Origin of the sequence: Aliivibrio sifiae, assembly GCF_002954705.1 — a bacterium.
In the GTDB taxonomy this organism is placed as follows: domain Bacteria; phylum Pseudomonadota; class Gammaproteobacteria; order Enterobacterales; family Vibrionaceae; genus Aliivibrio; species Aliivibrio sifiae_A.
On record NZ_MSCO01000001.1, the window covers coordinates 122,149 to 135,742 of the forward strand.

13 protein-coding genes are annotated in these 13,594 nt (G+C 41.1%); 10 read left to right on the forward strand and 3 right to left on the reverse strand.

Annotated elements, in window-relative coordinates:
• Positions 1-6: 6 nt before the first annotated feature.
• The 6 genes from rlmB (at position 7) to metF (ending at position 3,598) form a co-directional block, all read left to right on the forward strand.
• Positions 7-750, forward strand: coding sequence for a 23S rRNA (guanosine(2251)-2'-O)-methyltransferase RlmB (gene rlmB, locus BTO22_RS00575; protein WP_060992651.1), 744 nt, complete (start codon positions 7-9; stop codon positions 748-750).
• Positions 751-983: 233 nt separating this feature from the next.
• Positions 984-1,364: a 30S ribosomal protein S6 gene (gene rpsF, locus BTO22_RS00580; RefSeq protein WP_105053862.1), complete on the forward strand. Its 381-nt coding sequence runs from the start codon at positions 984-986 to the stop codon at positions 1,362-1,364.
• A gap of 8 nt (positions 1,365-1,372) precedes the next feature.
• Entirely contained in the window at positions 1,373-1,675 is a 303-nt protein-coding gene (gene priB, locus BTO22_RS00585) for a primosomal replication protein N (RefSeq protein WP_060992650.1), read from the forward strand.
• Positions 1,676-1,690: 15 nt separating this feature from the next.
• Positions 1,691-1,918 carry a 30S ribosomal protein S18 gene (rpsR, locus tag BTO22_RS00590; protein WP_005421136.1) on the forward strand — a complete coding sequence of 76 codons (228 nt, stop codon included), beginning with the start codon at positions 1,691-1,693 and terminating at the stop codon, positions 1,916-1,918.
• Between the two features lie 40 nt (positions 1,919-1,958).
• The gene (gene rplI, locus BTO22_RS00595; protein WP_060992649.1) at positions 1,959-2,408 is read left to right on the forward strand and encodes a 50S ribosomal protein L9; all 450 of its coding nucleotides are present in this window, start codon (positions 1,959-1,961) and stop codon (positions 2,406-2,408) included.
• A gap of 299 nt (positions 2,409-2,707) precedes the next feature.
• Positions 2,708-3,598: a methylenetetrahydrofolate reductase gene (metF, locus tag BTO22_RS00600; protein ID WP_060992648.1), complete on the forward strand. Its 891-nt coding sequence runs from the start codon at positions 2,708-2,710 to the stop codon at positions 3,596-3,598.
• Between the two features lie 162 nt (positions 3,599-3,760).
• On the opposite strand, the gene ppc is transcribed toward metF, so the two are convergent.
• Together ppc and argE are read right to left on the reverse strand one after the other, a co-directional pair.
• A complete protein-coding gene (ppc, locus tag BTO22_RS00605; RefSeq protein ID WP_105053863.1) occupies positions 3,761-6,391 on the reverse strand; it encodes a phosphoenolpyruvate carboxylase in 2,631 nt (876 codons plus the stop codon).
• Positions 6,392-6,559: 168 nt separating this feature from the next.
• Entirely contained in the window at positions 6,560-7,705 is a 1,146-nt protein-coding gene (argE, locus tag BTO22_RS00610) for an acetylornithine deacetylase (RefSeq protein WP_105053864.1), read from the reverse strand.
• A gap of 207 nt (positions 7,706-7,912) precedes the next feature.
• On the opposite strand from argE, the gene argC reads away from it, so the two are divergent.
• The 4 genes from argC to argH all read left to right on the forward strand — a co-directional run bounded on the left by argC (position 7,913) and on the right by argH (position 13,170).
• Complete coding sequence (gene argC / locus BTO22_RS00615) at positions 7,913-8,917, forward strand: N-acetyl-gamma-glutamyl-phosphate reductase (RefSeq protein WP_105053865.1); 1,005 nt, start codon at positions 7,913-7,915, stop codon at positions 8,915-8,917.
• A 15-nt stretch (positions 8,918-8,932) separates the two neighbouring features.
• Positions 8,933-9,715 (forward strand): acetylglutamate kinase, encoded by a 783-nt coding sequence (gene argB, locus BTO22_RS00620; RefSeq protein WP_105053866.1) that lies wholly within the window; start codon positions 8,933-8,935, stop codon positions 9,713-9,715.
• 67 nt (positions 9,716-9,782) lie between these two features.
• On the forward strand, positions 9,783-10,994 hold the full coding sequence (locus BTO22_RS00625) for an argininosuccinate synthase (protein WP_105053867.1): 1,212 nt from the start codon (positions 9,783-9,785) through the stop codon (positions 10,992-10,994).
• A gap of 301 nt (positions 10,995-11,295) precedes the next feature.
• Positions 11,296-13,170, forward strand: a complete 1,875-nt coding sequence (gene argH, locus BTO22_RS00630; RefSeq protein ID WP_105053868.1) for an argininosuccinate lyase — start codon at positions 11,296-11,298, stop codon at positions 13,168-13,170.
• Positions 13,171-13,322: 152 nt separating this feature from the next.
• Here the strand turns inward: argH and BTO22_RS00635 are convergent, their stop codons facing one another.
• Positions 13,323-13,586, reverse strand: a complete 264-nt coding sequence (locus tag BTO22_RS00635; protein ID WP_105053869.1) for a DUF3624 domain-containing protein — start codon at positions 13,584-13,586, stop codon at positions 13,323-13,325.
• Positions 13,587-13,594 lie beyond the last annotated feature (8 nt).

Here is a 13,594-nt window from a genome sequence, read left to right on the forward strand (position 1 = left end):
GATAACATGAGTAATGAATTTCTTTTTGGTATCCACGCAACCAAAGCTGTATTAGAGCGTGATCCTGCTCGTTTCATTGAAATATTTGTATTAAAAGGCCGTGAAGACGATCGCTTATTACCTATTATCAAAGAGCTAACTGATCTTGGGTTTAAAATTCAAGAATTACCACGTAAAACGTTGGATGACAAAGCAAACGGTGCGAACCACCAAGGTATTATTGCTCGTGTTACTCCTGCTAAACAGCTTAATGAAAATGATTTAGATGACATCATGAACAAAACTGAGAACCCATTGTTCTTAGTGCTTGATGGCGTTACCGATCCCCACAACTTAGGTGCTTGTCTACGTAATGCTGACGGTGCTGGTGTGGCAGCAGTAATTGTACCTAAAGATAAATCGGCATCAATGACTGCAACAGTAAGCAAAGTCGCTTGTGGTGCAGCTGAAGTCGTTCCTTTGGTTCGTGTAACTAACCTTGCTCGTACGATGCGTGCTTTGCAAGAGAAAGGAGTCTGGTTCGTAGGCACTGCCGGTGAAGCAACGCATGATGTTTATCAAGCTAAACTAACAGGCCCTCTAGCGATTGTTATGGGTGCGGAAGGTGATGGCATGCGTCGCCTTACTCGAGAGACCTGTGATGACCTAATTAAAATCCCTATGGCGGGTTCTGTAACGAGTTTAAATGTTTCTGTAGCGTCAGGTGTCTGTTTGTTCGAGGCAGTGCGTCAGCGTTCATTACAAGGCTAAATAGTCTATAAAAACAAATGGCTAAGAGCGAAGGTAATGACTATTTCATTGCCTTCTTTTTTGGGACTAAATTAAAGAAAATATTTTTGTGATTTAGGTATCTTTTTCTTGCCAATAACGCTGTTTTTCTATACTATCCGCGGTTCTTAATTCTCAGTCTTTTTTTTAGTTCCTTGCTTCCCTTGGATGACTGAGCCAATCGTGGAAGCTGAATAATCCGTAAGGAGCAACCAATGCGTCATTATGAAATCGTATTCATGGTGCATCCTGATCAAAGCGAGCAAGTTGCTGGCATGATCGAGCGTTACACAGGTTCAATCACAGAAGCTGGTGGTACTATCCACCGTCTAGAAGATTGGGGTCGTCGTCAAATGGCTTACCCAATCAACAAATTGCATAAAGCACACTACGTTCTTATGAACGTTGAGTCTGAGCAATCTATTATTGATGAACTAGAAACTGCATTCCGTTACAACGATGCTGTTCTACGTAACATGATCATGCGTACTAAAGCTGCGATCACTGAGCCATCAGTAATGATGAAAGCTAAAGAAGAGCGTTCTGCTAAGCGTGAAGACGCTGCACCACGCGCTGAAGAAGCTGCTGCTGAGTAATTGATTTGATGACCAATCGATTGGAGTTGAGCGGTATTATCGCCAAGACTCCGGTTCGAAGTCTTAGTCCTGCGGGCATACCTCATTGTCATTTTGTCATTGAGCATCGTTCGATTAAACAGGAAGCTGGCTTATCACGTGAAGTCTATTGCAGAATGAACGTGGTAGTTAGTGGACAAGGGTCTCAAGCTTTAACTGCAAACTTGGCTCAAAGCAGTAACGTTACGGTAGGTGGTTTTATCACTTATCAGACAGGCCGAAATGGCGTGGCGAGAGTAGTGTTACATGCTGAGCATATTAAATTAATTTAGATCTGGAGATAGCCCATGGCTCGTTTCTTCCGTCGTCGTAAATTCTGCCGTTTTACTGCAGAAGGCGTACAAGAGATTGACTACAAAGACGTAGCAACTCTAAAAAACTACATCACTGAAGCTGGTAAAATCGTACCTAGCCGTATCACTGGTACTCGTGCTAAATACCAACGTCAGCTAGCTCGCGCTATCAAGCGTTCTCGTTACCTTGCACTTCTACCGTACACAGATAAGCATCTGTAAGTCGATAGCGGTTTAAATAAGTTTATAGAGGACTAAGATAATGCAAGTTATTCTACTTGATAAAATCGGTAACCTAGGTAGCCTTGGCGACCAAGTTAACGTTAAAGCTGGTTACGCACGTAACTTCCTTATCCCACAAGGTAAGGCTGTTATGGCAACTAAAGCTAACGTAGAGATGTTTGAAACTCGTCGCGCTGAATTAGAAGCTAACGTTGCTAAGCAACTAGCTGCTGCAGAAGCTCGTGCTGAGTCTGTTAACGCTCTAGAAGTTACTATCGCATCAAAATCTGGTGACGAAGGTAAACTATTCGGTTCAATCGGTACTCGTGACATCGCTGACGCTGCTACAGCTGCTGGCGTTGCAATCGCGAAAAGCGAAGTTCGTCTTCCTGAAGGCGCTCTACGTACAACTGGTTCTTTCGAAGTTAGCATCCAACTTCACTCTGAAGTATTTGCTACATTGAAATTAGAAGTTGTTGCTGCTGAGTAATCAATAGCCAACTAATAATTTAAACGCCAGCCTTAGTGTTGGCGTTTTTTTTATCTGTTAATTTAGCTTGCCTGACTACCCGTATTTCAAACTGTACCATTCCTCCTCTAATTCTTTCATCTTCTTTATTTCATATTGAAAATAACTCAATTACTACTTGAGAAAAATTCATAATCAGATCCTTGACTTTGAACTCTATAACATACATTCTGTAGACATATAGACGTCTAAATTAACGTCTCATGGATGATAGATTTTTTGTAATACCCATTTTAGGTGTTACACAGGGAGAGAAAGATATGGCCTATTCACATGCAAGCCACCTAGAGTCACTGAATCAAAATATTGCTGAGTTAGATGGCAATATTAACGTATCTTTTGAGTTTTTCCCGCCAAGTTCGGAGAAAATGGAAGAAACACTGTGGAACTCTATTCACCGCTTAAAAACATTGAAACCTAAATTTGTATCGGTAACTTACGGTGCAAACTCGGGTGAACGTGATCGTACACATTCCATTATCAAAGAGATTAAAGAGCAAACGGGTCTTATTGCGGCTCCACATTTAACGTGTATTGATGCAAGCCGTTCAGAGCTTGTTGATATCGCCAATGATTATTGGGCCAATGGCATTAAAGATATCGTTGCACTGCGTGGTGATATTCCTGCTGGTGGCGGCGTACCTGATATGTACGCATCTGATTTGGTTGAGTTGTTAAAATCTCAACATGACTTTGATATTTCAGTAGCGGCATTCCCTGAAGTTCACCCTGAAGCGAAAAGTGCACAGGCAGATCTACTTAATTTAAAACGTAAAGTGGATGCAGGGGCTAACCGTGCGATTACCCAATTTTTCTTTGATGTAGAAAGTTACCTACGCTTTCGTGACCGTTGTGTCTCTGCTGGCATCGATGTAGAAATCATTCCTGGAATTTTACCTGTATCAAACTTTAAGCAAGCTTCTCGCTTTGCCAAAATGAATAATGTGAAGATCCCTGGTTGGATGGCACAACAGTTTGAAGGTTTGGATGATGATCCAGTGACCCGTCAAATGGTAGGGGCAAGTCATGCGATTGATATGACGCGTATTCTAAGTCGTGAAGGTGTGAAGGATTTCCACTTCTATACTCTTAACCGTGCTGAGCATACTTATGCACTGTGCCATACTCTAGGTGTGCGCCCTAAAGGATAAGATTTTTCTAAATATTATTTATAAAGAGCCGCTCACTGTAGCGGTTTTTTTATGCCAGTATTTATTTAAAAGATAAAAGATAAAAGATAAAAGATAAAAGATAGAAGAAAAGGCCACCGAGGTGACCTTTGAATTATAGGAAGGTTGTTTTAACGCTTATGGTTAGCCAGTGTTGCGCATACCAGCTGCAATACCAGCAATCGTAACCATTAATGCTTCTTCAAGTTCTGGTGACGTCTCTTTTTGTTGACGAGTTCGGAACAGAAGCTCAGCTTGTAGCATATTTAGTGGATCAACATAGATATTACGTAATTTAATAGATTCAGAACCCCATGGGTCACGTTCCATTAAGTGATCGCTGTTCTCTACGTTCAATACCGCTTTAATATCCGCTTGTAATTGATTACGTAGACGCTCACCTAGAGGCCATAGAGACTTATCTGTTAAACGTTGGTCATAGTATTCAGACATCTGTGGATTACATTTGGTGTAAACCATCTCAAGCATACCAAGGCGAGTAGAGAAGAATGGCCATTCACGACACATCTCTTCTAATAGTTCTTGGTGACCCTTATCAATTGAATATTGAATCGCTTCGCCCGCGCCTAGCCACGCTGGAAGAACCAAACGGTTTTGACTCCATGAGAATATCCATGGGATAGCTCGTAAGCTTTCTACGCCACCATTTGGATTACGCTTAGCAGGGCGAGACCCTAAAGGCAGTTTTCCTAGCTCTAGTTCTGGTGTTGCTGCTCGGAAGTAAGGAACGAAGTCTTTTTCGCCACGAACGACATTACGGTAAGCTTCACACGAAACTTCAGACAACACTTCCATTAGATCACGCCAATCTTGTTTTGGCTCTGGTGGTGGCAGAAGGTTAGCTTCAAGTATTGCACTTGCGTATAGGTTAAAGCTGTTTACTGCGACTTCAGGAAGACCCAATTTAAAGCGGATCATTTCGCCTTGTTCAGTTACGCGTAATCCGCCTTTTAAGCTTTTTGGTGGTTGAGATAGGAGTGCTGCGTGTGCAGGAGCACCACCTCGGCCAATAGTACCGCCACGGCCGTGGAATAAAGTAAGCTCAATGTTCTCTTTTTCACACACTTCAACTAATGCTTCCATCGCGCTGTATTGCGCCCAACCTGCAGACATAACACCGGCATCTTTAGCTGAATCGGAGTAACCGATCATCACCATTTGGTGGTTTTGGATAAATCCGCGATACCAATCAATAGAGAACAGCTGCTCCATTACTTCTTTAGAGCGGTTTAAATCGTCTAATGTTTCAAACAGTGGACATACATCCATACGGAATGGACAGCCTGCTTCTTGAAGAAGAAGGTGAACAGCCAGTACATCAGAAGCCGTTCGAGCCATTGAGATAACATAAGAACCTAATGCTTCACGAGACTGTTCTGCGACGACTTTACAGGTATCGATAACTTCTTGAACTTCAGGAGATGGCTCCCAGTTACGAGGAAGTAGTGGTCGTTTAGAGCTTAACTCGTTCACAAGGAAAGAGATCTTATCTTGTTCGCTCCATTGATCGTAATCACCAATACCTAAGTATTTAGTCAGTTCTGAAAGTACGTTTGAGTGACGAGTACTCTCTTGACGAATATCGAGGCGAACAAGGTGCGCACCAAACGCTTTAACACGACGAAGGGTATCAAGTAGAGAACCTTCGGCAATGATGCCCATACCACAAGCATGCAGTGATTGATAACAGGCGTACAGCGGTGCCCATAATTGGTCAGCATCAGTAAGAATTGTGTTATTAGGTGCTCGTTCGCCTTTCATTTGTGCATCTAGGCTTTCAAGTGTGTCGCCTAAAAGTACACGAAGTTGTTTTAAGATCGCGCGGTAAGGTTCATGTTGATCTCCCGCGAGAGCACGAACTTCATCAGAGCATTTCACCATTGAAAGTTCACTGATTAGCTCATTAATGTCTTTTAAATATAGATCAGCAGCTTTCCAGCGAGAAAGTAGCATCACTTCGCGAGTCACGGTGTGAGTTACAAATGGGTTACCATCGCGGTCACCGCCCATCCAAGAGGACATATGAACAGGGCGAGCATCAATTGGAAGTCCTTCGCCAAGGTGACTTTCTAAACGTTGATCGAATTCGCGTAAGAAATCAGGGATACCTTGCCATAGAGAGTTTTCAACAACCGCAAAACCCCATTTCGCTTCATCTAATGGTGTTGGTCGTTCTTGGCGGATAACATCAGAGTGCCATGCTTGAGCAATTAGTTGTTCAAGGCGACGTTCAGTTTTATCGCGTTCAGAGAAAGAGATATCACCAAGCTCAAGTTTTGATAAACATTCGTTGATTTTAACTAACTTGTTAATCATGGTGCGACGTGCAATTTCAGTTGGATGCGCAGTTAATACGAGTTCGATATTGAGTTCACGAACTGCTTGCGCCGTATCTAATTTGCTAACGTCATTTTGGCTTAGTTTAGAGAATAGAGTACTAATCGCATCAGGTTCACATACATGCGCTTCACAATGGCGTGAAATAGTATGGTACTGCTCTGCCATGTTGGTTAAATTTAGGAATTGACTGAATGCACGAGCAACTGGAGTCAGTTGATCATCAGGAAGACTTTTAATTTCTTCAATTAGTGCATTACGGTCATCGTCGCTTCCTGCGCGTGCTGTTTTAGACAGCTTACGAATGGTTTCAACTTTTGCTAATAGCTCTTCACCATGTGCGTCTCGAATCGTGTTTCCAAGTAAGTGACCCAACATGCTGACATTGCTTTTTAAAGCAGCGTACTTTTCATTCATACATACTTCCTATACTGTAATTTTGTTACATCCTAAATTTTTTCTACAACCAATCTATCCGAATTTACGGCGCTTCGTCAAATATTGAAGAATAAACGATGACTTTTTAAACAATATATTGCCGTAGATCATCGAATATTCATTTTGATGTTGACGCTTTTTGTAAATTTATTTCACCTCAAAACAGTGCTTGTACATTAATTTACTTAATACACTGATGGTCGGGTCGATAAAAGAAAATGCTAAGAATTCATCAGGTTGGTGTGCTTGTTCAATTGAACCAGGACCTAAAACGAGTGTTGGACAAAGATCTTGCAAGAAAGGGGCTTCAGTACAATAGTTCACTGTCTCTACTTCTTGGCCACAAATTTCAGCAGTACTAGTCACTATTGGGCTGTCTGCGCTACATTCGTAACCAGGAATCGGCTCATGAAGAGGGGTGATATCAATACGGCCAGGCCACTTAGCTTCAACTTCTGTTAGTGCATCACGCAACATATTATCTAAGCCATCAAGGCTGATCCCTGGTAATGGACGAACATCATAATGCAACTCACAACAGCCACAGATACGATTAGGACTGTCGCCACCATGGATATGACCAAGATTTAATGTTGGGTATGGAATGGAAAATCCAGGATTGTGGTATTCCTTAACCAGCTTATTTTTTAAGTTCATTAAGGCAAACATGATTTCATTCATGATCTCTAATGCATTAACACCATGAGCAGGATCTGAAGAGTGACCTGATTTTCCCGTTACTCGAACGGCATTAGCCACATGCCCTTTATGACCACGAATAGGTTTTAAGCTGGTAGGCTCACCGATAATGCAGTAATCCGGTTGGATTTGTGTATTTGAAGCGAAATGACGAGCACCTAACATGGTCGTTTCTTCATCGCAGGTTGCCAGAATATACAGTGGTTTTGATTGGTCTTTCCAATTGATATTTTTGATTGCTTCTAAGATGAAAGCAAAAAAACCTTTCATATCAGCAGTACCTAAGCCATAGAAGCGATCATTCGTTTCGGTTAATGCGTGAGGTTCGTAGTTCCAACGACCTTGATCGTACGGCACGGTATCAGTGTGGCCTGCCAATAATAACCCACCTTCTCCTGAACCTAGTTTAGCCAATAGATTTAGTTTGCCCTTTTCAATTTCTTCAATTTCAACTTCACAGCCTAAGTCTTCACACCATTGAGCCAATTTATGTATGACTTCGGCATTACCTTCATCCCAACTCGGGTCGGTTGAACTGATAGAAGAGGTTGAAATGAGTTGCTGGTAATAATCTTTAAATTCTGGAAATTTCATTTATTCATACATCCACTGTTGACAGAAAAGAGAGAACCCTGTAAAACACATATTAAATCACATAAAGTGAATAGAAATACAGTTTAGTTTAATTTTAATGAATAAACTAAATTTTAAAAAGGAAAAGCAATATCTAATATACGTAACTCTCAAGTTACCCTGAATGGCTTTTTCCTTCAATAGTTGAAGAGATAAATGGACGTATTTATGTTGAAAACAACCATCATCGGAGCAAGCGGGTACACAGGTGCAGAATTAGCACTGATGGTATTTAAGCACCCACACCTTTCTTTATCAGGCTTATATGTTTCTGAGAATAGCCTAGACAAAGGAAAAGCAATCAGTGAATTGCATGGTTCATTAAAAGGAATTGTAGATGATGCCCTACAACCTTTAGTCAGTGTGAATCAAGTGGCTAAAGAGAGCGATATTGTTTTACTCGCAACAGCTCATGAAGTCAGTCACGATTTAGCGTCTACTTTTTTAGAGAATGGTTGTGTTGTTTTTGATTTGTCAGGAGCATTCCGCGTTCAAAAAGAAGGCTTTTACTCTGAATTCTATGGTTTTGAACATAAATACGAAGGTTGGTTAGATAAAGCGGTTTATGGATTAGCTGAGTGGAATGAAGAAGCAATTGCAAAAGCACAGCTAATCGCAGTACCTGGATGTTATCCAACTGCGTCACAATTAGCATTAAAACCATTAGTTGAATCTAACTTATTAGATAAGAATCAATGGCCAGTGATCAATGCAACCAGTGGAGTAACTGGCGCTGGGCGTAAAGCGAGTTTAACAAGCAGTTTCTGTGAAGTTAGCCTTCAACCCTATGGCGTATTTAACCATCGTCATCAACCTGAAATTGCAGCGCATTTAGGCTGTGATGTTATCTTTACGCCTCATCTTGGTAATTTTAAGCGTGGAATTTTAGCGACGATTACAACGAAGTTAGAGAAGGGTGTTACAGAAGAGCTGATTAAAAAGGCGTTTGATGATGCCTACACGCATACACCTGTAGTTCGTTTACTGGGGAATGAAATACCGAAATTACAATCGGTTGAGAAAACACCTTTCTGCGATATAGGCTGGAAAGTACAAGGCGAACATCTGATTGTTGTTTCTGCGATTGATAACTTATTAAAAGGTGCGTCAAGCCAAGCAATGCAATGCATTAATATTCGTTTTCGTTTCCCAATGTTAACTTCTTTGATATAGAGTATGGAGTTTAGTATGAACCAGCGTCCATTGGTGATTAAGTTAGGTGGTGAAGTATTATCATCGACCGAAACGTTAACACAATTATTTAAAACGGTTTCAAATTATCAACAGCAAGCAAACAGAGCTTTAGTCATTGTCCATGGTGGTGGTTATTTAGTGGATGAATTGATGGCTAAACTTCAACTTGAAACTATTAAAAAAGAAGGTTTGCGTGTGACACCAAAAGACCAAATTGGCTATATCGCAGGTGCTCTGGCTGGAACGGCAAATAAAATGCTACAAGGCCAAGCAATGAAAAGTGGAGTGAATGCGATGGGATTAAGTTTGGCTGATGGCGGTTTATGTAAAATCACACAGCTTAATCCTGAACTAGGTAATGTTGGCTTGGCAACGGTAGGTGATGCAACAATATTAAATGCAGTACTAGCAACAAAGGTAACTCCGATCATTAGTTCTATTGGTATTACTGCTGGAGGTGAATTAATGAACGTTAATGCAGACCAAGCAGCAGTGGCTGTGGCAACGGCATTAGATGCTGATCTCGTTTTATTGTCAGATGTCGCTGGTGTATTGGATAGCAAGAAGCAATTGATCACCAGTTTAGATTCAGAGCAAGCAGAAGCATTAATTCAACAAGAAGTGATTACGGATGGCATGATTGTCAAGGTAAAAGCGGCATTAGAAGCGGCACAAGAATTAGGTCGAGCGATAGAGGTAGCATCATGGCGCTCACCAGAAAAATTAGCTGAGTTGTTTATTGGTAACAGTATCGGCACACAGTTTCAGCCTAAGTAGGCAATGAGTTTCAATTTTTAGTTTTTAGAATACAGTCGCCGCGAGTATGCGGAGCAAGGAGAATAGAATGAGCAAGAAAATAAAAGTAAACAAGGTTGTTGTTGCATACTCAGGTGGCCTAGATACCTCTGTGATCATCCCGTGGTTAAAAGAAAACTACCACTGTGAAGTTATCGCATTTGTCGCTGATGTTGGTCAAGGTGCTGAAGAGCTAGAAGGCATTGAAGCAAAAGCCATCGCATCAGGTGCTACCGAATGTTATATCGCTGATCTAAAAGAAGAAATGGTTTCAGACTACATTTTTCCTACGCTTAAAACAGGCGCACTTTATGAAGGGAAATACCTGCTTGGTACATCAATGGCTCGTCCTATTATTGCTAAAGCACAAGTTGAAGTAGCGCGTAATGTTGGTGCTGATGCACTTTGTCATGGCTGTACCGGTAAAGGTAATGACCAAATCCGTTTTGAAGGTGCATTCGCAGCGTTAGCACCAGATCTACACGTAATTGCACCATGGCGTGAGTGGGATTTAGTGAGCCGTGAAGAGTGTCTTGATTATCTTGCTGAGCGTAATATCCCTTGTTCCGCGTCGCTTACTAAGATCTATTCTCGTGATGCGAATGCATGGCACATTTCAACAGAAGGTGGTGTTCTAGAAGATACATGGAATGCGCCAAATGACGATTGTTGGGCATGGACAGTTGATCCAGAGCAAGCGCCAAATGAATCAGAAACAGTATCAATAAAAGTTGAAAAAGGCGCAGTTGTTGCTGTTGATGGTAAAGCAATGACACCTTATGAAGTGGTTGTTTATCTTAATGAGAAAGGTATTAAACATGGCGTTGGTCGTATTGACATCGTAGAAAACCGTTTAGTGGGTATGAAATCTCGTGGTTGTTATGAAACCCCAGGGGGCACCATTATTAATGAAGCGCTACGTGCAGTTGAGCAATTAGTGCTAGATAAAGCCTCGTTTGAGTTCCGTGAGGAGTTAGGGATTAAAGCTTCTCACCTTGTGTATGACGGTCGTTGGTTTACTCCTTTATGTAAATCAATCTTAGCGGCAACAGAAGAGCTAGCTCAAGATGTAAACGGTGAAGTCGTTATTAAGCTGTATAAAGGACAAGCAACAGTAACTCAGAAGCGTTCAGATAATAGCTTATATTCAGAAGAGTTTGCTACTTTTGGTGCAGACGAAGTATATGACCAAAGTCACGCTGAAGGTTTCATTCGTCTTTATTCACTATCAAGCCGTATTCGTGCACTAAATAGTAAGTAGACTCAAGTGAATGACTAACAGGCATCAGTGGCTAGCATATAATTAATAACAACTGTTAAACAATTTGATTTACACTAATCGAAGTTCATTTAATAATTAAATGAACTTCGATTTTTTTTATCCTGATGATTAGCAATAGAGTTAATAGGCTTTGAATGAATAAATATGTAAAAATAATGAATTTAATTCTTTATTTTTATCTGGAATTGCCGTAAGTTTAAACCATCAAGAAAAATACTGAATTAAATCAGACTTAATATTTGTAAAAAGCAGTGAGCACTGTCCATTTAGGAGATACACCATGGCATTATGGGGCGGACGTTTTAGTCAGGCAGCAGACACAAGATTTAAACAGTTTAACGATTCACTTCGTATCGATTATCGCCTTGCGGAACAAGATATTGTCGGTTCTATTGCGTGGTCTAAATCACTGCTTTCAGTTAATGTTATTTCAGAGTTTGAGCAACAAAAACTTGAATTAGCATTGAATGAATTAAAGCTAGAAGTGATGGAAGATCCTGAGCAAATATTACTTTCTGATGCTGAAGATATTCATAGTTGGGTTGAAACTCAGCTTATTGGCAAAGTGGGTGATTTAGGTAAAAAATTACACACTGGTCGTTCTCGTAATGACCAAGTGGCGACGGATTTAAAGTTATGGTGCCGTCAACAAGGACATCAACTTCTTCGTACGCTTGATTTACTTCTTAATCAATTGGTTAATGTCGCTAGTGAGCATCAAGCAACGGTACTTCCTGGTTATACGCATCTTCAGCGTGCTCAGCCAGTGACATTTGCGCATTGGTGTTTAGCGTATGTTGAGATGATAGAGCGTGACTATTCTCGTCTTGAAGATGCTATTAAGCGTTTAGATACTTGTCCGTTAGGTTCTGGTGCTCTTGCGGGGACCGCTTATCCTATGGATCGTGAGAAATTGGCGCGTAATCTAGGTTTTCAACGTGCGACTCGTAACAGCTTAGATTCAGTATCGGACCGTGATCATGTGATGGAGCTAATGTCGATAGCGTCTATTTCTATGGTTCACCTATCTCGTCTTGCTGAAGATATGATTTTTTATAACTCTGGCGAATCGAATTTTATCGAGTTGGCAGATACGGTGACTTCTGGTTCATCACTCATGCCCCAGAAGAAAAACCCAGACGCATTAGAGCTTATTCGTGGTAAATGTGGCCGTGTATATGGTGCATTAGCTGGCATGATGATGACGGTAAAAGCATTGCCATTGGCGTATAACAAAGATATGCAAGAAGATAAAGAAGGTCTATTTGATGCGTTAGACAGTTGGTCTGATTGTATTGAGATGGCTGCACTTTGTTTTGAAGACATTAAAATTAACAGTGAGCGTACACTTGAAGCGGCAAAACAAGGTTACGCAAACTCGACAGAGTTGGCCGATTATTTAGTAGCCAAAGGTATTCCATTCCGTGAAGCACACCATATTGTGGGGGTTGCGGTCGTAGGGGCGATTGAAAAGGGCTGTGCTTTAGAGGAGCTTTCAATTGCGGAATTAAAAGCATTTTCTGATGTTATTGAAGATGATGTGTATGCAATCTTAACGATTGAATCTTGTTTAGCTAAACGTTGTGCACTCGGTGGCGTTGCTCCTGAGCAAGTGGCTCACGCTGTTGAACAAGCAGGTAAGCGTTTGCAAGAGCGTGATTCAACAGGAGTTAAAGTTCGTCCTGCACGTTTAACTGATTTAGATGCGCTAGAAGGCATGGTTGCATATTGGGCGGGACTTGGTGAGAACTTACCTCGTAATCGTAATGAGTTAGTGCGAGATATTGGTTCGTTTGCCGTGTCAGAGCATCATGGAGAAGTGACTGGCTGTGCTTCCTTGTATGTGTATGACTCTGGTTTAGCTGAAATTCGTTCTTTAGGTGTAGAGGCGGGTTGGCAGAGCCAAGGTCAAGGAAAAGCGATCGTTCAACACTTGGTAGAAAAAGCACGAGAGATGGCGATTAAAAAAGTGTTTGTACTGACTCGTGTTCCCGAGTTTTTTATGAAACAAGACTTTATTCCAACCTCTCGTTCGTTGTTACCCGAGAAAGTATTGAAAGATTGTGATCAATGCCCTCGTCAGCATGCGTGTGATGAAGTGGCATTAGAGGTAAATCTGCAAGAACAAGTAATTATCAAAGCGAGTGTAGCTTAAGTTAAAATGATTATGCGGTGCATGCAGTTAGCTAATCATCCGAAATAAAAAGAAAAAGTGGTGAACTTTTTGATTAAGTACTAGTCTTATTTATACTGCTTTTTCTTAGAAAGATTCTAAGAGACCCCAATATCTTGATTGATATTGGGGTTTTATTTTTTATACGTCGTATTCTTTTTTGAAGGTTTTACGAAGCGATAATAACTCATCATCAATAGATGCAGAGTAAGTAAGCCTGTAAATGCCAAGCTAACCATGAAGGTGGCTATTGCCTCTATTTGGTAAGGAGTGGCTTGAAAAAACTCTAACCAAGTTAACCATCCTCCTATAGATAAGAACGTGAGTTGTTTCATGCAACGCTGACAGCGACCTAATTTTTGTTTGAAAATATCAGTTCGGCAAGATTGGCAAGCCATAGCGGTTC